General features: G+C 71.3%; 12 protein-coding genes. 7 read left to right on the forward strand and 5 right to left on the reverse strand.

The features are described 5' to 3' along the window. Positions 1-193: 193 nt before the first annotated feature. The 3 genes from ACWDS7_RS33065 to ACWDS7_RS33075 form a co-directional block, all read right to left on the reverse strand. Positions 194-1,708 (reverse strand): hypothetical protein, encoded by a 1,515-nt coding sequence (locus ACWDS7_RS33065; RefSeq protein ID WP_451932449.1) that lies wholly within the window; start codon positions 1,706-1,708, stop codon positions 194-196. After that, positions 1,701-3,713: a hypothetical protein gene (locus tag ACWDS7_RS33070; protein ID WP_451932450.1), complete on the reverse strand. Its 2,013-nt coding sequence runs from the start codon at positions 3,711-3,713 to the stop codon at positions 1,701-1,703. The genes ACWDS7_RS33065 and ACWDS7_RS33070 overlap by 8 nt, the downstream gene beginning before the upstream one ends. A gap of 165 nt (positions 3,714-3,878) precedes the next feature. Next, complete coding sequence (locus ACWDS7_RS33075) at positions 3,879-5,414, reverse strand: long-chain-fatty-acid--CoA ligase (protein ID WP_451932451.1); 1,536 nt, start codon at positions 5,412-5,414, stop codon at positions 3,879-3,881. A 180-nt stretch (positions 5,415-5,594) separates the two neighbouring features. On the opposite strand from ACWDS7_RS33075, the gene ACWDS7_RS33080 reads away from it, so the two are divergent. The 4 genes from ACWDS7_RS33080 to ACWDS7_RS33095 all read left to right on the forward strand — a co-directional run bounded on the left by ACWDS7_RS33080 (position 5,595) and on the right by ACWDS7_RS33095 (position 11,209). Beyond that, positions 5,595-7,139, forward strand: coding sequence for a GMC family oxidoreductase (locus ACWDS7_RS33080; protein ID WP_306866717.1), 1,545 nt, complete (start codon positions 5,595-5,597; stop codon positions 7,137-7,139). Between the two features lie 118 nt (positions 7,140-7,257). Continuing rightward, on the forward strand, positions 7,258-8,508 hold the full coding sequence (locus tag ACWDS7_RS33085; RefSeq protein WP_451932452.1) for a cytochrome P450: 1,251 nt from the start codon (positions 7,258-7,260) through the stop codon (positions 8,506-8,508). Positions 8,509-8,643: 135 nt separating this feature from the next. After that, positions 8,644-9,888 (forward strand): cytochrome P450, encoded by a 1,245-nt coding sequence (locus ACWDS7_RS33090; RefSeq protein WP_306866724.1) that lies wholly within the window; start codon positions 8,644-8,646, stop codon positions 9,886-9,888. A gap of 46 nt (positions 9,889-9,934) precedes the next feature. Continuing rightward, positions 9,935-11,209 carry a cytochrome P450 gene (locus ACWDS7_RS33095; protein WP_451932453.1) on the forward strand — a complete coding sequence of 425 codons (1,275 nt, stop codon included), beginning with the start codon at positions 9,935-9,937 and terminating at the stop codon, positions 11,207-11,209. 2 nt (positions 11,210-11,211) lie between these two features. Here ACWDS7_RS33095 and ACWDS7_RS33100 read toward each other — a convergent pair whose 3' ends face one another. Beyond that, on the reverse strand, positions 11,212-13,296 hold the full coding sequence (locus ACWDS7_RS33100; RefSeq protein WP_451932454.1) for a hypothetical protein: 2,085 nt from the start codon (positions 13,294-13,296) through the stop codon (positions 11,212-11,214). 555 nt (positions 13,297-13,851) lie between these two features. On the opposite strand from ACWDS7_RS33100, the gene leuS reads away from it, so the two are divergent. Further along, positions 13,852-16,320, forward strand: coding sequence for a leucine--tRNA ligase (gene leuS, locus ACWDS7_RS33105; RefSeq protein ID WP_451932458.1), 2,469 nt, complete (start codon positions 13,852-13,854; stop codon positions 16,318-16,320). Between the two features lie 92 nt (positions 16,321-16,412). Here the strand turns inward: leuS and ACWDS7_RS33110 are convergent, their stop codons facing one another. Beyond that, the gene (locus ACWDS7_RS33110; RefSeq protein WP_451932455.1) at positions 16,413-17,066 is read right to left on the reverse strand and encodes a TetR/AcrR family transcriptional regulator; all 654 of its coding nucleotides are present in this window, start codon (positions 17,064-17,066) and stop codon (positions 16,413-16,415) included. Between ACWDS7_RS33110 and ACWDS7_RS33115 the strand changes: the two genes are divergently transcribed. Together ACWDS7_RS33115 and ACWDS7_RS33120 are read left to right on the forward strand one after the other, a co-directional pair. Then, a complete protein-coding gene (locus tag ACWDS7_RS33115) occupies positions 17,067-17,249 on the forward strand; it encodes a hypothetical protein (protein WP_451932456.1) in 183 nt (60 codons plus the stop codon). Between the two features lie 162 nt (positions 17,250-17,411). After that, positions 17,412-19,583, forward strand: coding sequence for a GTP-binding protein (locus ACWDS7_RS33120; RefSeq protein WP_451932457.1), 2,172 nt, complete (start codon positions 17,412-17,414; stop codon positions 19,581-19,583). Positions 19,584-19,784 lie beyond the last annotated feature (201 nt).

Below are 19,784 nucleotides of genomic sequence, written 5' to 3' on the forward strand. Positions count from 1 at the left end.
TCTGTTTCTCGGGGTTGCGTTCGGGGGTGGTGTTGTGGGCCGGCTGGTTTGGGGGGGTGGGCGGGGCTCGCGGGGGGTGACCGCCGGGCACCCCGCCCGGGGTGCGGGCCGTACGCCGTCCGGAGCGGTCGGCCGTCCCGCCCGTCCACCGGCCCGGAGCGGCCGTGACCGGCCCGGCCCGCCCGCCGGCGGGTCAGCCGGACGTGCCGGGCCCTCCCGGGACGCCGGGCCTGCCGTCCATCTCGGATCTGCCCGGCGGGTCCCCGCTCTCCGAGGTCAGCTCGGTGAAGGAGACCTTGCCCTCGGGCAGGAGCCGCAGGATCGGCATGGCCTTGTTGACGGGATTGCCCTGCTTGTCGAAGGAGATCCAGCCGCTGGCGGCGGCCACGGTGAAGGGCGCGCTGGTCAGCAGGTTCGCGACGGCACTGGCCGAGGGGCGGGTCTTGCCCTGCGCGGCGAAGATGTCCACCACCCCGATGGCGGTCAGCATCGCGTCGTGATGCATGATGGCCTGCCCGTCGTCGAGGGACTCCTCGGGGAACAGGGCGCCGAAGCTGTCGATGCCCCGCCTGAAGCGGTTGGCGATCGCGGGCTGGACGGCGTCGGGATAGCTGTCCCACGCGGCGGGATGGGCCAGTCCCGTGTAGTAGACCTCCATGTTGGCCCGGGTGTCGTCCCAGAGCGGCTCCGGCTGGGCCCGGTTGAGGTTGCTGGCGTCGTCGCCGGTGACGACGGTGATCTTCCGGTCGGCGCACGTGCGGCGGGTCAGCGCCCGCAGGAAGGGCGGCAGGTTCCGCCACCGCCCGGCGAAGAAGACCACGTTGGCGCCGCTGTTGCAGATCCGCTCCGGCATCTGCCCGAGCACCGTGTCGGCGCTGTCGAGGGAGGAGTCGTAGGTCAGCGGGACGTCCAGGAGGCGGTTGACCGCCTTCGCCCGGCCGACGATGTCGGCGAAGGCGGTGGTGAAGGCCCCGGCGAGGGTGCTGGTGTAGGAGTCGCTCCTGTTCTTGTCCTGCACCAGGACCGCGGTGACGGCGCCGCGCTCCTTGAGGAAGTGCGCGATCGCCCGCGTCTCGGCGCTGTTGGAGGGGGCCACCCGGACCATGGTGGCCTTGCCCGCCAGCCTGTCGGAGGTGATGACGGAGCCCACCAGGGCGATCTGGGCCGTCACGAGATCGTTGATCGCGCCCTCCGTCCCCGCGACGCTCGACCCCAGTCCGGTGACCGCCACCAGATGCTCCTGGCCCGCCGCCTTCTCCTTGAGCTCCTCCACCGTGGTCTGCCAGGCGTCGGCGCCACCGGAGGAGTCGGCGAGCAGGAGCTGCACGTTCGGCGCGCTGGCGTCTCCCTCGTTGTGGTTGCTCCAGTATTGGGCCAGGTAGGACCCTTGCAGGGCGTGCCGGACGGAGTCGGTGCTCTGCATGCTCGCCGGACTGGCCGCCGGGTCCATCGGCAGCATCACCGCGATGCTCACGTAGGGCGTCTCCTGCGCGCGCACCCAGTCGTTCTCCCGGCGGATGAGATCGGTGACGGCCGACAGGTCCGCGGTGTAGGGCTCGGAGCCGTCGGTGACCCGGGGGAGCGGACGCAGGACGACGAACAGTCCGGCGCCCAGGGCGCAGACGAGCAGCGCGCAGAGCAGCCCGAACCAGAAGGGATGCACCTTCCGGAACGGCGCGCGCCCGCCGAAACCGCGCTGCTCACTCATCGTCGTCCTCCCGGTCGTAGCGGTGGGCCTCGTTCACCAGGACCGCTCTGCCGCTGGTGGCGTACCGGGCGAGCAGCCGCAGACCGTCGGCGACGCCCTGGCGCCTGCTGCGCAGGGGGTCCGTCCCGGGATCGGACAGGAACCAGCGGTCGACGACCACGCTGCGCACGACGGCCGTCCGGTCCGTGCCGGCCGTCCGGTCCGTGCCGGACCGGTCACCGTCCTCACCGTCCGGCGGCTCCTGGATGAGCCGGCCGTACAGGTCGTCCAGGGTCTCCGTCACCGGCAGCCGGTTCGGCGCCGAGGTGATCCAGTTGTACTGCCTGATCCACTCGGCCATGTCGATCCGGTTGAACCGCCCGTCGAGCAGCGCCACCACCTCCCGCAGGTGGCGGCGGCCGGCGGGCCCCAGGTCCACGCGGGCCAGCCGGTGGTGCATGACCATGGACAGCCGGTCGCGTGGCAGCTCGTCGCGGGAGGCGTAGAGGGCTTCGAGCCGTCCGTGGACGGTGTCCCACAGCGGGCCGTCGCGGCGGTGGCGGCCGGCGAGCTCCCGCAGGAGCAGGTGCCTGAGCCAGGGGTGGATAGCCGGTGCCGCGCCCGGCGCCGGCTCGGTGACGGACCACATGTGGTCGCCGAGCTCGTCGATCGCCGAGCGCCACCGGCGGGAGGGGAGCCCGGCGTCGTCGGCGTCGGCCAGGTTGGTCGCGGCCGAGCACGCGACCAGGTCCTCCAGGTCGTGCGGGAAGTCCCGGAAGGGGTGCTGGGGGTGCGCCCTGCCGAAGGAGGGGAGCAGGCGCAGGTCCTGCTCGCTCCAGCCGGCGTCCGGCTCCCGGGCGGTCTCCTCCCGCTCCCGCGTCGCCATGGCCTCCAGCAGGTGCGCGACCGCCAGCGGGTGGCCGCCGGTCAGCGCGTGCACGAATCCCGCGTGGGCCCTGCCCGGTCTCCCCCGGGTGGCCGCGCGCATCCGTGCCACCTCGGCGCGGCTGAGCCCCGGCAGCAGCACCGGATACCACCAGCGCTCGCGCCCGCCGCCCGCGCGGACGGCGAGCCAGTCGCCGTGGCCGGCCCGCCGTACCGGGCGCGGCTGCCGGCCGCCGCCGTCGTCCGGCGGGCCGAGGACCCCGGGACGTTCCCAGTGGCGGCCGAGGTCCTGCCAGGCCCTTGAGGCGGCGACCACGAGCAGGGGGTCGCGGCCGGCCGGGCCCAGGGTGTCGGCCCGGTGGCTCTTGGCGGCCACCAGCGCCCGCAGGAACTCCCGGCCGGAGGGGCTGTCGGCGTTGTCCAGCAGGAGCAGGCAGTTGCGCGGGCGCCACTTCCTGGACCAGCCCTCCCGCAGGTCCTCCAGGAGCGCCTCGCAGATGATCCGCGCCGCGGCCGAGGACCCGTCGCCGGCCTCGCCGGAGCGGATCAGGTCCGTCAGGCCGCCGGGCCCGAGCCGTCCGCGGTACCAGGCCATGCCCCTGCGTTCCAGGAGGTCGACCAGGCGCCGTCCCCGCGAGACCCGGTCGATCAGCGCGGCGATCAGCGGACCGGCCACCGGCAGCACCGGCAGACCCGCGCCGAGCTGGTTGAACAGCTCCTTGAGGGTCTTGGCGCCGTCGGGGATCCCGCGCTTGCCGCGGATCAGCTCGTAGAGCTCCTGCTCCGCCTCCTCCTGTCCCAGTTCGGGGTCCAGGGTGAGCGCCAGGTTCCCCAGCACCACCCGGGGCAGTTTGACGGGGGCGAACTGGCGCCAGCGGCCGCCCATGACGCGATTGGCGATCTGCGCGGCGGTTTCCCATGCCTTTATGTCGGGCTGTTCCGCGCAGTCGATGTGGACGAATGGCAATGAAAAGGAGGCCGCGGCGTTTTCCGCGACCTCCGTGAGAAGAGTGGTCTTGCCGCTTCCGCGTGGACCGAGGAGCATGATGACGGGCAGTTCGCCGCGTCCGGGCCCGTCCTCGCGGTCGAGGCACTCGTTGATCAGCCGTTCGCAGGCGACCGTCAACTCGCTGTCCGCCATATTCTGCCCGCCTCTGGCGATTCCCTGCCCGTTGCGCCGGGGGATGGACGAGAGCGCGTCTGCGGCTTTTCTACGCAGGCCCGTATCGTAACCCAGCTTTTCAGGAAATGCTTTCGGATCGGGTGAGTACGGCTATTTTCAATTATCCGCGGAAAGGCCGGCCGTTCACCTGAGCTCGCGCTTGAGGATCTTCCCGGTGGCGGTCATCGGGAGGGCGTCGCGGAACTCGATGATCCGCGGATACTTGTAGGCCGCCATGTTCTCCTTGCACCAGGCGATCAGCTCCTCCTCGGTGGCGGACGCCTCGGGGGTGCGGATGACGTAGGCCTTGACCTCCTCGCCGTGCGAGGCGTGGGGGACTCCGACCACCGCGGCGAGCGAGACCGCGGGGTGGGTCATCAGGACCTCCTCCAGCTCGCGCGGGTAGACGTTGAAGCCGCCACGGATGATCAGGTCCTTGGCCCGGTCGATGATCGCGTAGTAGCCGTCCTCGTCACGGGTGGCGATGTCGCCGGTGCGGAACCAGCCGTCGTTCATGACCTCGGCGGTCGCCTCGGGGCGGTTGTAGTAGCCCTTCATCACGTTGTGCCCGCGGATCGCGATCTCGCCGGGGCCCTGGCCCTCGACCGTCTTCCAGTCGTTGTCGATCAGCTTCATCTCCACGCCCCAGATCGGCGTGCCGATCGTGCCGGGCTTGGTGGGCCGGCCGAGCTGGTTGAAGCTGGCCACCGGGGAGGTCTCCGACAGGCCGTAGCCCTCCAGGATGCCGATGCCGAAGGTGGCCTCGAAGTCCTTGAGCACCTCGACGGGCGAGGAGGCGCCGCCCGCGACCGCGACCCTGAGCGAGGTGGGCACCTCGTCGCCGTCGGCGTGGATCTTCGTCAGCATGGCCCAGTACATCGTCGGCACGCCCGCGAACAGCGTGATGTTCTCGGCGCGCATCAGCTCCAGGGCGGGGCCGGGCTCGAAGCGCGGCATGAGCACCACGGTGGCCCGGCGGCGGAAGCCGAGGTTCATGACGGTGGTCTGCCCGAAGGAGTGGAACAGCGGCAGCGCGGCCAGGAAGGCGTCGCCGTCCTCGCCGCGCGGGAACATCTCGTCCGAGACCATGGCGTTGAGCAGCATGTTCTGGTGGCTGAGCTCGGCGCCCTTGGGCTGGCCGGTGGTGCCGCTGGTGTAGAGGATCACCGCGGTGTCGTCCGGCGCGGTCTGCACGGTCGCGAACTCGCCGGACACGCCGTCCAGCGCCGCCCACAGCGTCTCGCCGTACGCGGACTCGGTGGCGAACGCCGCGGCCGGCAGCACGAAGAAGTGCTCCGTCGCCGCCGCCCGGTCGAAGCCCGCCCGCCCGCGCTCGCCGAGCGGCAGCTCCGGGGTGCCCTCGAAGCAGAACAGCGCCTTGGCCTCGCAGTCCTCCAGGTGGTAGGCGATCTCCCGGGGCTGCAGCAGCACGTTGAGCGGCACGACCGTGGCGCCGGTCTTGAGGATCCCGTAGTACACGAACGGGAAGTAGGGGAGGTTGGGGCAGGCCAGCGCCACCTTGTCGCCCTTGCCGACGCCTCTGGAGACCAGCAGGTTGGCAACCTGGTTCGCGATGGTGTTGACCAGGGAGTAGGGCAGCCTCAGGTCCCCGAAGACCAGGGCGGTGCGGTCGGGCTGCTCCCGGGCGCTGTCCTCCAGTGCGACCGACAGGTTGAGCATGGTGCTTCCTCCTCCGAACAAGCGCTGACCCGCTCATACTCGCAGTTCGAGATACCTACCGGTAGGTAACCAAGGTTACAAATTGACGTGTAAAGCAGCGAGGAGTAAGCAGGTAAGAGCCCGCTTACCGGGGGCGAGCCGGCCGTCCGTGCGTTCGTGCGACGAAGGGTCAGTGGCCACATGGACTACGACTACGTGATCGTGGGGGCGGGCTCGGCGGGATGCGTGCTGGCCAACCGGCTCTCGGCCGATCCCTCGGCGACGGTGGCGCTGGTGGAGGCGGGGGGCTCCGACGGCGGGCTGGAGGTCCGGATGCCCGTCGGCTTCGCCAAGCTGTTCAAGACCGAGCGCGACTGGAACTTCACCACCGCCAAGCAGTCCGAGCTGTCCGGCCGCGAGCTCTACTGGCCGCGCGGCCGGATGCTGGGCGGTTCCTCCTCGATGAACGCCCAGATGTGGGTGCGCGGGCACCGGGCCGACTACGACGGCTGGGACGTGCCCGGCTGGTCCTACGACGAGGTCCTGCCCTACTTCCACCGGGCCGAGCGCCGCGCCGGCTCCAACCGCGGCGGCGTGTACGGCACGGCGGGCCCGATCCACATCTCCGAGCTGCGCACCCCCAACCCCGTCACCGCGGTCTTCCTCCGCGCCTGCGAGGAGCTCGGGCTGGCCCGGCTGGAGGAGCTGAACGGCCCCTCCAACGAGGGCTGCTGCCGGACCCCCGTCACCCAGGACCGGGGCCGTCGCTGGAGCTCGGCCGACGCCTACCTCAGGCCCGCGGCCAGGCGGCCCAACCTCACCGTGCTGACCTCCTCGCGCGTGCGCAGGGTGCTGATCGAGGACGGGCGGGCGACCGGCGTGGAGTACGGCGACGGCACGGTGGCGCGGGCACGCAGGGAGGTCATCCTGTCGGCCGGGGCGATCGGCTCCCCGCACCTGCTGATGCTGTCGGGCGTCGGCGCGGCCGACGAGCTGCGGGCCGAGGGCGTCGAGCCGGTCCACGACCTGCCCCAGGTCGGCAGGAACCTCCAGGACCACCTGGCCTCGGCCGTCATCCTGCACTGCCCCAAGCCGGTGACGCTCGCGGGCGCCGAGTCGGTCGCCAACCTGCTCCGCTTCCTGCTCGGCCGGAGCGGCATGCTGACCTCGAACGTCGGCGAGGCCGTGGCCTTCGTCCGCACCTCCCCCGGCGAGCCCGCCCCCGACATCGAGCTGATCTTCGCGCCCGGCCCGTTCATCGACCACGGCCTCACCCCGCCGCCCGGCCACGGCCTGACCATCGCCTCGATCCTGCTCCAGCCGGAGAGCCGCGGCCGCGTCTCGCTCGACGGCCGCGAGGTGGTGATCGACCCCGCCTACCTGACGGCGGAGGCCGACGTCCGCCGGCAGGTCGCCGGGCTGAGGAAGGCCAGAGAGCTGTTCGCCACCGCGGCGCTCACGCCGTTCGCCGGACCGCCGATGGCCCCTTACTGGGGCGCGGAGACCGACGAACAGCTCACCCGCTGGATCCGCGAACGCAGCGAGACCCTCTACCACCCGGTGGGCACCTGCCGGATGGGGGAGGACGCCGACGCGGTGGTGGATCCGGAGCTGAGGGTCCGCGGGGTCGGCGGGCTCCGGGTCGTCGACGCCTCGATCATGCCGGTCATCAACCGGGGCCACACCCACGCCCCCACCGTGATGATCGCGGAGAAGGCCGCCGACCTGATCGCCCGCACCGGGTGAGGCGGGCGGCCCGTGGAGCCCTCCCTCGAGCCTTCCGCGAGCCTTCCGTGCGCGCCTCCGTGTGCCGTGACTCACACTTGACGTAAGTGGGCACTTGCATAAATCTGGGTTGGTGACCATGAACGCGGCACATGTCGACCTGTCGGAGATCCCCTTCTGGGCGCGCCCACAGGCGGAGCGCATGGCGGCCTTCAAGCGGCTCCGCGAGCTGGACCGGCCCGTGTTCGTGCGGGAGAACAAGATCCCCTTCGTCGGGCACGGGCCCGGCTACTACGCCCTGGTGCGGCATGCCGACGTCTCCGAGGCCAGCCGGAACGCCGGGGTGTTCAGCAGCGAGCCGACCGCCAACAGCGTCGTCGACATGCCCCGGTGGATGGCGGTCTACTTCGGCTCGATGATCAACATGGACGACCCCCGGCACGCCCGGCTCCGCCGCATCGTGTCCCGGGCGTTCACCCCCAGGATCCTGTCCAAGATGGAGGAGGACCTGCAGCGGGCGGCCACCCGGATCGTGGACGAGGCGATCGCCGAGGGGCCGGGCGACTTCGTCACCCAGATCGCGGCCCGGCTGCCCGTCCAGGTCATCTGCGACATGATGGGCATCCCGCCGGAGCTCCATCCCCGGGTGCTGCGGGCCACCAACATCATCCTGGGCAACGCCGACTCCGAATACACCGGGATCGACCCGGAGCTCAGCCGCTGGAACGTCGGCCGCGGCCTGGTCAAGCTGATGGCCGCCGGGCGTGAGCTGAACACGCTGGCCGCCAGGCTCGGCCGCCGGCGCCGGGGCGACTCCACCGGCGACCTGACCAGCATGCTGGTCAACGGCGAGGAGTCGCTCACCCCGCAGGAGCTCGGCTCGTTCTTCATCCTGCTCGTGGTCGCCGGCAGCGAGACCACCCGGAACGCCATCTCCCACGGCCTGAAGCTGCTCACCGACCACCCGGGCCAGCGCGAGCTGCTCGTGGGCGACTTCGACAAGCACATCCCCGGCGCGGTCGACGAGATCATCCGCTACTCCACCCCGGTGATCCAGTTCCGTCGCACGGTCACCCGCGAGCACGAGATGAACGGGCAGACCTACGGCAGGGGCGACAAGGTCCTGCTCTTCTACAACTCCGCCAACCGGGACGAGGCCGTCTTCGCCGACCCCGACGTCTTCGACATCACCCGGCACCCCAACCCGCACGTCGGCTTCGGCGGCCCCGGCCCCCACTACTGCCTGGGCGCCCATCTGGCCCGCCGGGAGGTCACCGTGATGTTCCGCGAGCTGTTCACCCGGCTGCCCGGCATCCGGGCCGCCGGCGAGCCCGCCTACCTGCTGTCCAACTTCATCAACGGCATCAAGCACCTGCCGTACGCGACCTGACTTCCATACCTTCCGGCGGATCCGGCTCTGAGCCGCCCCGGGGGCGGCTACTGTGGCGGCCGGGCGAACGCTCTCGTCCTGGACTGGTTAGGTTGAAGATCGTATGGCAGGATCAAAAAACCGAATGCGGTTCTAATGGGGGCTGGTGTGACGGTTTCACTCGCGGACATCGACCTGTCGGACATCGCTTTCTGGGAGCGGCCGATCCCCGAGCGGGAGGCCGCCTTCGCGCTGCTGCGCGCCCAGACGGCCCCCCTCCGGTTCGCCGAGCCGGAGATGAGCTTCGCCCTGCCGGGGCCGGGCTACTACGCCCTGGTACGGCATGCCGACGTCGTCGAGGCCAGCCGCACCCCCGAGGTCTTCTCCTCCAGCCGGGGGTCGACCTCCATCCATGACCTGACCCCCGAGTTCGGCGAGTACTTCGGGTCGATGATCAACATGGACGACCCGCGGCACGCCCGGCTCCGCCGGATCGTCTCCCGGGCCTTCACCCCCAAGATGATCAAACAGTTCGAGGCCGACGTGCAGGCCGAGGCCACCCGGATCGTCGACGGCCTGATCGCCGCGGGGCCCGGCTGCGACTTCGTCGCCGAGGTGGCCGCCAAGCTCCCCTTGAAGATCATCTGCGACATGATGGGCATCGGCCCCGAGCACCACCAGACGGTCTTCGAGGCCACCAACGTCATCCTGTCCGGCGGCGACCCCGAGTTCATCCAGGACGTCAGCCGGGCGGCCGAGCTGCTCCTGGGCGCGGGGCAGCGCCTGCAGGACCTCGTCGTCTCCCTGGCCGCCGGTGACGGCGACACCCTCATCACCGCCCTGACCAGCGCCAACATCGACGGCGAGAAGCTGACGATGCAGGAGCTCGGCTCGTTCTTCATCCTGCTGGTGGTGGCGGGCAACGAGACCACCCGCAACGCCATCTCCCACGGCCTGCACCTGTTCACCGAGAACCCGGACCAGCGCGCGCTGCTCCTGGCCGACCTCGACGGCCGCCTCCCCGGCGCGGTCGAGGAGATCGTCCGCCTGGCCTCCCCGGTCGCCTGGATGCGCCGCAGCGTCACCCGCGACCACGAGATGAACGGTCACCTCTACCGCAAGGGCGACAAGGTCCTGCTCTTCTACTGGGCGGCCAACCGCGACGAGACCGTGTTCACCGACCCCTCCCGCTTCGACATCCGGCGCGGCGAGGGGACCCACCTCGGCTTCGGCGGCCCGGGGCCGCACTTCTGCCTCGGCGCCCACCTGGCCCGCCGTGAGATCGGCGTGATGTTCCGCGAGCTGTTCACCCGGCTGCCGCAGATCCGCTCGGTCGGTGAGCCGGACCGCCTGCGCTCCAGCTTCATCAACGGCATCAAGCGCCTCGAATGTGACTTCTGAGGCACTCCATTGACGTAAGTGGTTGCTTGCGCAAATGATTGGCGATATGAGCGTGACGCCGTCCGAGCGGAAGCCGATCGTCTCCGCCGCCGACTTCGACCTGTCGGACTACGACTTCTGGGCCAGGCCCATGCGGGAGCGCGAGCACGCCTTCCGGCTCCTGCGCGGTCTGGACGGCCCCGCCTTCTACGAGGAGATGGAGGTCCCCTTCGCCCCCAAGGGGCCCGGCTACTACGCGCTGGTCAAGCACGCCGACATCCTGGAGGTCAGCCGCAACCCCGAGGTGTTCTGCTCGGGGGACGGCGGAGCCACCAACATCCCGGACATGCCGCCGGAGTTCACCGAGTACTTCGGGTCGATGATCAACATGGACGACCCGCGGCACGCCCGGCTCCGCCGGATCGTCTCCCGGGCCTTCACCCCCAAGATGATCAAACAGTTCGAGGCCGACGTCGAGGCGGCGGCCGCCCGGATCGTGGACGACCTGATCGCCGCGGGGCCCGGCTGCGACTTCGTGACCGAGGTCGCCGCCAGACTGCCCCTGAAGATCATCTGCGACATGATGGGGATCCCGGAGAAGGACTACGGCACCGTCTTCGACCGGTCCAACATGATCCTCGGCGGGTTCGATCCCGAATACGGCGGCGACGACATGACCACGATCGCCGAGAAGCTGCTGGCCGCGGGCATGGACCTGCAGCAGCTCGTGCAGGACCTGGCCGCGTACCGGGCCGAGCACCCCACGGGGGACCTCACCTCGTCGCTGGTCAACGCCAACATCGACGGCGAGAAGCTGACGGTGCAGGAGCTCGGCTCGTTCTTCATCCTGCTGGTGGTGGCGGGCAACGAGACCACCCGCAACGCCATCTCCTACGGCCTGCGGCTGCTCACCCAGAACCCCGACCAGCGCGCGCTGCTCCTGGCCGACCTCGACGGCCGCCTCCCCGGCGCGGTCGAGGAGATCGTCCGCCTGGCCTCCCCGGTGAACTTCATGCGCCGCAAGGTCACCCGCGACCACGAGATGAACGGCCGCCTCTACCGCGAGGGCCAGAAGGTCGTCCTGTACTACTGGGCCGCGAACCGGGACGAGAGCGTCTTCCCCGACCCGCTCCGCTTCGACGTCACCCGCGACCCCAACCCGCACGTCGGCTTCGGCGGTCCGGGGCCGCACTTCTGCCTGGGCGCCCACCTGGCCCGCCGGGAGATCACCGTGATGTTCCGCGAGCTACTGCGGCGCGTCCCCCGGATCGAGGGCGGCAGGCCGCAGCGGCTCCACTCCAGCTTCATCAACGGCATCAAGCACATGGACTGCGCGTTCTGAGATCACCCAGCCGCCGGCCGGATCGACTTGAACACGGTGTTGACGTCGGGCAGCAGTTCCTTCTTGCTGTCCGGCACCGACATGTAGACGATCACGGGCAGGTCGGCGCCGGTGCTCACGGCCGCCACGACCATCGTCGTCTTGGACGTGCCCGCAGTGATCTCGTACGCGGCGAGCTGCCCCCGCAGGCCGTTGACCGACAGGTTCTGCTGGGCGGTCTTGCGGGCGCTGTTGTCCTCGGGGAAGAACTTCTTGCGGCCGGTGTAGGCCACCGCGTTGATCACCGGGGCGAGGTTGTCGGGTGAGGTGTATTTGCTCTTCAGCCGGGGCGAGAGCGGCCCCGACATCACCTGGGCGAACTGGGGCTTGCCCAGGGAGTCCGGTCCGGCCGGGACGTACTGGCGGGTGGTGAAGCCGTAGGCGGTGGACACGCTCTCGCGCTGGTCCTGCCGCCAGGGCGCGCCGAGCTTGGCCAGGCTGATCGCCGCGGCCTGGTCGGGCAGGGTGCCGGCGACCGGCGAGGCCTTGCCGGGGAAGCGCGGCAGGCGGCCCACCGCCTGGGACTTGGCGGGCTTCTTGCCGGTCGCGGAGGGCTTGGCCTCCGGGATGGGCTTCTCCTCCGTCGAGGCCAGGGGGCCCGCCAGGAAGGCCCAGAGCACGGCGCCGATCAGAGCGATCACCACCGAGCCGGCCAGCGCGAACACCCAGACCGGCCGGCCCGTCCCTTCGAGCTCCGGCTCCTCTCCCATGGCCTGGTAGTTGTCGCCGAAGACCGTGTTCCACAGCTCCTGCTGACGCTCCGGCGGAGGGGTCTTCGGCCCGCTGATCTGACCCGCGGTGACGAACGGCCTGTTGGGGTCGGAGGGGTCCCGGCTCAGGTGCCCGCCCGGCTGTCCCTGCGGGGGGATCTGCCCGTGGTGGGGCCCGCCGTCGCCCGGATGGGCGTGCGCGGGCGCGCCCTGCGGGGGAGCGTGGGGTGGCGGAACCTGCGGCGGCGCGCCGGGAGGGGCCTCCGGGGCGGTCGCCCCCGCCAGGGCCCACACGCCGGGGTTCTCCGGAGCGGCGCCGTTGACCGGGACGTTACGGAGCGTCTCCTGGCCGCCGAACGGGTTGGGGCCGGTGAGCGGGTCCTGGTGGCCGAACGGGTTGGGGCCGCCCATGGGGGCCTGGCCGCCGGACGGATCCGGGGCGGTGCGGGGATCGCGGCCGCCGAAGGGGTTGGGGTTGGTGAGCGGGTCCTGGTGGCCGAAGGGGTTGGGGCTGGTCAGGGGGTCCTGGTGGCCGAAGGGGTTGGAGCCGGCCGCCGGGTCCTGATGCCCGAACGGGTTGGGGTTGGTCAACGGGTCCTGACTGCGGAACGGGTCGGGGCTGGTGAGCGGGTCCTGGTGGCCGAACGGGTTGGAGCCGGCCGCCGGCTCCTGGCCGCCGAAGGCGTTGGGGCTGGTCAGCGGATCCTGGCCGACGGAGGGGCCGGGGCCGCCCGTCGGGGCCGGCCAGGAGGGGGAGGAGTGGCCGGGGTCCGCCGGGGTCGGCCAGGAGGGGGAGGAGTGGCCAGGGTCCGGCGACTCGGCCGGCCTGCCCCATCCGCCGTTCTCGGCCGGCGGTGCGGTGTTCCGCCCGCCGCCGTCCGCGGCCGCTCCCCAGCCTCCGTTGTCGTTGCTCCGGGCCGCGTCCCAGCCGCCGTTGCCGGTCGCCGGGGCCGTACCCCAGCCTCCGTTGTCAGCGGCCTGGGCCGTGTCCCACCCTCCGTTGCCGGCGGACTGCGGCGCCGGCCACCCACCGTTCTCGGCGGGCGGCCGGGTGTCGGGCCCGTCCTGCGCGGGGGCGGCGGCCTGCCAGGAGTCGCCGCCCGGCCGCGGGCCGGAGGCGGGCGGGGTCTGGGGGGCGGGGGCCGGTGTCCCGAAGGCCTGTTGCCAGGAGCCGTTGCCGGGGACGGCGGCCTGCCAGGAGGCGCGGTCTCCGGCGGGCTCCTCCTGGGGGAGCCGGGGGCCGGTGCCGGAAGAGCCGTCCGCCCAGGTGGGTGACGGCTCTGCGGCTTCCGGCCATGCCGGAGGTAGGTGGGACTGGCTGGACTGCTCCGAGGCCATGGCTTCCTTACCTCCAGGGCGTTTGCCCGAATTAGGGGTATTGGGCATGGTCTCACGTGAGACGGGGGGGTTCGCAGGGAAACTGGAGAACGCCCCCCTGAACTGGAGTCCGGTGGGGTCGGTTGGCGGATCCTGCATCGGCAGGCCGACCTCCGAGGGATCCGGGCCCTGCCCCGGCTCGACTGAGTGTGCCACGGTGAAAGAGTAAACTGACGGGACATGTGAGGTCACAACGGACGTATCACCATCTAACCTCGGTCGGTCCCAGACGCATGAGCCTCCCATTGTGCTGACCCGCCGGTGCCGCTGTCCCCGGTTCGCCGCGATCGGATGGATTTCCCGGGTCATGAATATGGCTTGCGGACTGCGATACTCTTGGCATATGCGTGCCGCGGCCCTGCTGCTTATCTGGCCGCATCGGCCTTCCCGGCGCTAGACGCCCGCCGATGCGGCTGCCCTTCGCGTGAGCGGAGGGTTTTTCTATTGGGTCGGATGGGTCAGATCATCTGCGCAGACGTATACCGAGGGAAGATTGACGTGAGCGAGCGAGCCGACATGCAGACCGACGAGCAGCACTACGATCCGCAGGCACTGCAGGTCAAGTGGCAGCGGCGATGGGAGGAGCTCGACCCGTTCCGGGCCTCCGACGATCCCGCCGACACGCGTGAGCGGCGCTACATGCTCGACATGTTCTCCTACCCCTCCGGTGACCTGCACATGGGCCACGCCGAGGCGTTCGGCATCGGCGACGTCTTCTCGCGCTACTGGGTCCAGCGCGGCTACAACGTGCTGCACCCGATCGGCTGGGACTCCTTCGGCCTGCCCGCCGAGAACGCCGCGATCAAGCGCAACGCGCACCCGGCCGAGTGGACCTACGCCAACATCGAGACCCAGGCCCACTCCATCAAGCGCTACGGGATCTCCTTCGACTGGTCCCGCCGCCTGCACACCAGCGACCCCGAGTATTACAAGTGGACCCAGTGGCTGTTCATCCGCTTCTTCGAGCGCGGCCTGGCCTACCGTAAGGGCGGCCTGGTCAACTGGTGCCCCAACGACCAGACCGTGCTGGCCAACGAGCAGGTCAAGGACGGCAGGTGCGAGCGCTGCGGCGCCGAGGTCGTCCGCCGCGAGCTGACCCAGTGGTACTTCAAGATCACTGACTACGCCGACCGGCTGCTGGACGACATGGCCCAGCTGGAGGGTGGCTGGCCGGAGCGCGTGCTGACCATGCAGCGCAACTGGATCGGCCGGTCCGAGGGCGCCGACGTCGACTTCGTCATCGAGGGCCGCGACGAGCCGGTCACCGTCTACACCACCCGCCCCGACACCCTGTACGGCGCGACCTTCTTCGTGGTCGCCCCGGACGCGGCGCTGGCCGAGGAGATCGTCGCAGAGGAGCAGCGCGAGGCCTTCGAGGCATACCGGGCCGAGGTGTCCAAGCTGTCCGACATCGACCGGCTCTCCACCGACAAGGAGAAGACCGGCGTCTTCCTGGGCCGCTACGCGATCAACCCGGTCAATGGCGAGCGCATGCCGGTCTGGGCGGCCGACTACGTGCTGTCCGACTACGGCCACGGCGCCATCATGGCGGTCCCCGCGCACGACCAGCGTGACCTGGACTTCGCCCGCACCTTCGGCCTGCCGGTACGGGTCGTGGTCCACACCGGTCTGGCCGACCCGGGCGAGACCGGTGTGGCCACCGCGGGCGAGGGATCCCTGGTCAACTCCGGCCCGCTGGACGGCCTGTCCAAGGCCGACGCGATCCGGAAGATCATCGGAGTGCTGGCCGAGCGCGGCACCGGGAAGGCGACGGTCAACTTCCGCCTGCGCGACTGGCTGCTGTCCCGCCAGCGCTTCTGGGGCTGCCCGATCCCGATCATCCACTGTCTCGACTGCGGCGAGGTCCCCGTCCCGGACGACCAGCTGCCTGTCACCCTGCCCGACCTGCGTGGCGAGGCCCTGGCCCCCAAGGGGGTCTCCCCGCTGGCCTCGGCCGAGGACTGGGTCAACGTCGCCTGCCCCAAGTGCGGCGGCCCGGCCCGGCGCGACACCGACACGATGGACACCTTCGTCGACTCCTCCTGGTACTTCCTGCGTTACGTGGACCCGTCCTACGAGGACGGCCCGTTCGACGTGGAGAAGCTGCGCAAGTGGGGCCCCATCGACCAGTACGTCGGCGGCGTCGAGCACGCGGTGCTGCACCTGCTGTACTCGCGGTTCTTCACCAAGGTCCTGCACGACATGGGCATGGTCGACTTCACCGAGCCCTTCACCCGCCTGCTGAACCAGGGGCAGGTGATCAACCAGGGCAAGGCGATGTCCAAGTCACTGGGCAACGGCGTGGACCTGGGCGAGCAGATCGACTCCTACGGCGTGGACGCGGTCCGGCTGACCGTGGTGTTCGCCGGTCCGCCGGAGGACGACATCGACTGGGCCGACGTCTCGCCGGCCGCGTCGCAGAAGTTCCTGGCCCGCGCCTTCCGCGTCATGGCCGAGGCCGGTGCGGCCTCCGCCCCCGGCGTGGACTTCGCGACCGGTGACCTGAACCTGCGCAAGGCCGTCCACCAGACCATCGACGAGGTCACCAAGCTGGTCGATTCCCACCGCTTCAACGTCGCGGTGGCCCGCATGATGGAGCTGACGAGCGCGACCCGCAAGGCGATCGACTCCGGCCCCGGCGCGGCCGACCCGGCCGTCCGGGAGGCCGCCGAGGCGCTGGCGGTCATGCTGTCCCTGGTCGCACCGTACGCCGCGGAGGAGGGCTGGGAGCGCCTGGGCCACCCCGCCTCGGTCGCCAGGGCCGGCTGGCCGGTGGTCGATCCGGCCCTGCTGGTCCAGGACTCCGTCACCTGCGTCGTCCAGGTCGCCGGCAAGGTCCGTGACCGCCTGGAGGTCTCCCCGGAGATCTCCGAGGCGGAGCTGGAGGCGCTGGCGCTGGCCTCGGCGAAGGTCCAGTCCTTCCTGTCCGGGGCTCCGCGCAAGATCATCGTCCGCGCGCCCAAGCTGGTCAACATCGTCCCGTAGCGGTCACGCGGGGCGTCCGCGTACGGCGGGCGCGGCATCTGTGTACGGCAGGCGGGGCGTCCGCGTACGGCGGGCGCCCCGCGGCCGGCCGTTCAGCGTTGCCTGTCGGCCGCGCAGCCCCCGGCCGTGTCATCGGCGAAGAGGCGGTGGGACGAGGGGCGGGGGAGGGGTTCGGCCGAGGGGCGGGTGCCGTCGAGCAGGAGGGCCAGATAGCGCCGGTGGTCGGCGCCGTCCTCCTCGGGCCGGCCGCCGTCGTCGCCCGGATGGACGGTGCCCAGGGCCATCACCACGATCGCGGCCAGGTCGCGTACCAGCAGGTCGGTGCGGATCAGTCCGCGGCGCTGGGCGGCGGTCAGGACGTCGCCGAGCGGGTCGACGAACCGTTCGGCGAGGCCGACGGTGAAGGCCCCGGCCTCCCGGGCGGCGGCGAGCAGGCGGCGGTGGGCGGCCAGGGTGTCGACGGTGGCGGTCAGCGCGGTGGCCAGCCCCTGGCGGGGGTCGGCAGCGGTGCGGGCGGCCCGGGCCAGCGGCTCGACCTCTTCGGCGAAGTAGGTTTCGAAGGCGGCTCGGATCACACCGTCGCGGTCGCCGAAGCGCCGGTAGACGGTGGCGATGCCGAGGCCGGCCCGGCGGGCGATCTCCTCCAGCGGGACGGTCGGGCCGGTCTCCTGCAGGGCGGTGATCGCCGCGCGGACGATCCGGTCGGAGTTGCGCAGGGCGTCCGCTCGACGTCGCTGCTGTGGCACATGTCGAACGCTAGCAGCATCCGCGTTCACCTGACGGAACGTCTCCCTCCTGATGAGACGCCTGCCCCGGGTCATCCGGCCGCCTCCGGCCCCGTCGCGGCCGCCCGTCTCCTCGCCGACGAGAACGCCCCGGCCGAGGAGGTCAACGGCGGGAGCCACCAGAGCCTCAGCGGAGCCGTCTGAGGCGCGTGGTCGTCGGGTCGGGTTTATTGCGTCGAAAATCGGGCCCACCGGTGGAAGGATGTCGGCGACCGACCGACCACTACCGGGAGCACGAGATGCGGCGAGCCTTCGAAACCTCACAGCGCCCTATCCGGACGAGAGTTTTCGAGGACTCCAGCACCCATGCACACCCTCAACATCGGCATTCTCGCCCATGTCGACGCGGGCAAGACCAGTCTCACTGAGCGCCTGCTGTTCGACACCGGCGTCATCGACCGGCTCGGCAGCGTCGACGCCGGCAGCACCCAGACCGACACGGGTGACATCGAACGGCGGCGCGGCATCACGATCCGCTCCGCGGTCGCCTCCTTCACCGTCGGGACCCTGCAGGTCAACCTGATCGACACCCCGGGGCACTCCGACTTCATCTCCGAGGTCGAGCGGGCGCTCGGAGTGCTCGACGGCGCCGTCCTGGTCCTGTCGGCGGTGGAGGGCGTCCAGGCGCAGACCCGCGTCCTGATGAAGACCCTGCGGCAGATGCGCCTGCCGACCCTGATCTTCGTCAACAAGATCGACCGCGCCGGGGCCCGCCACGAGGAGATCCTGGCCGACGTCCGGCGGAAGCTGACGCCGCGGATCGTCGCGATGAACCGGGTCCGGCAGGCCGGATCGCCGGCCGCGCACACCGTCCCGAACTCCCTGGACGGCCCGGACTCCTTGGACGGGCCGGGATCTCCGGGCGGCCCTGACTCCCCGGGCGGGCCGAATTTCCTGGACGGGCCGGGATCCCTGGACGGGCCGGGATCTCTGGACGGCCTTGACTCCTCGGGCGGGCCGAATTTCCTGGACGGGCCGGGATCCCTGGACGGGCCGGGATCTCTGGACGGCCTTGACTCCTCGGGCGGGCCGGACTTCCGCTCCCGGGTAGCGGAGATCCTCGCGGAGAACGACGACGCGCTGCTCGCCGACCTCGTCGCCGGCTCGCTCCCCACGGGTGACCGGCTCCTGGCGGGGATCCGCGGCCAGACCGCCGCTGGCCTGCTCCACCCGCTGTTCTTCGGCTCGGCGCTGACCGGCCAGGGCGTCGAGACGCTCCTCGGCGGGATCTCGCGGCTGCTCCCGCCGGCCCCCGCCGCCGGAGAGGACGGCCCTCGCGCCACCGTCTTCGCCGTCGAGCGCGGCGGCGCCGGGGAGAAGATCGCCTACCTGCGCATGCACTCCGGTGAGCTGCGCGCACGGCAGCGGGTCACCTGCTACCGGCGGGGAGCCGACGGCGGCGTCAGCGAGGACACCGAGCAGATCACCGCGCTCCAGGTCATCGGGTCGGCCCGGGGGGAGGCCCGCCACCTGACGGCGGGGAACATCGCGAAGATCTGGGGCCTGTCCCGCATCCGGGTCGGGGACCAGGTCGGCTCGGCCGACGGGCTCGGCGGGCGGACGCACTTCGCCCCGCCGAGCCTGGAGACCCTCGCCCGGCCGAAGCGGGCCGAGCACGCCGCACGGCTGCACGCCGCGCTGGTGAGCCTCGCCGACCAGGACCCGTTGATCCACACACGTGCCGTCCCGGGGGAGGGGACCTCGGTCCTGCTCTACGGCGAGGTGCAGAAGGACGTCATCGCCGAGACCCTCCTCAACGACTTCGGCGTCGAGGCCGTGTTCGAGCAGAGCCGTACGGTCTACGTCGAGCGCCCGGTGGGCGTCGGGGAGGCATGTGAGGAGATCGATCGGCACGGGCGCAACGAGTTCTTCGCGACCGTCGGGCTGCGGGTCGGACCCGGGAGCGGAGCGGGGATCACCTTCCGGCGGGAGGTCGAGCTCGGCTCGCTGCCGCGCCCCTTCCACCGGGCGATCGAGGACGCCGTACGGCAGACCCTTGAGCAGGGGATCTACGGCTGGGCGGTGACCGACTGCGTCGTCACCCTGACCCGGACAGGCTACGCGGCCCCGATCAGCACGGCCGGTGACTTCCGCAACCTCACGCCGCTGGTCCTGATGCGTGCCCTGGACATCGCCGGGACCCGGGTCTACGAGCCGTGCCACGCCTTCGAAGTGGAGATCCCGTCGGACACGCTCAGCGCCGTCACCGCCGAGCTCGCCGCCTTCGGCGCGGACATCCGGGAGTCCTCCGGCGACACGGACACCTGGCTGCTCGGGGGCGACATCCCCGCGCGCCGGGTGCACGCGTTCGGGCGGCGCCTGCCTGGACTGACCCGTGGCGAAGGGGTCTGGTGGTCACGGCCGTCGGGGGACCGGCCGGTCGGCGGACCGGCCCCGGTGCGCGAGCGCTCGGACGGCAACCCGCTCAACCGCAGGGAGTATCTGCGCCACCTCGCGCAGCGCGGCACGGCGGGGTGAGGCTACCGGCGCCTCCGGTGGGCCCTGCCGGATCCCGGCGGTCCGGCCGTGGCCGACGTGAGCACCGTCTCCCCGGACCCCTCCGGCGCGCCGGTGGGGCTGGGGCGACCGCGACATGACCGCGGTCGTCCTCTCCCTCTGCTGCTGCCGCTGCATGAAGTCCACCCATTCACCTTTCCCCCACTTCGCGCCGCAGGGCCC

The organism is Streptosporangium sp. NPDC003464 (assembly GCF_053588315.1).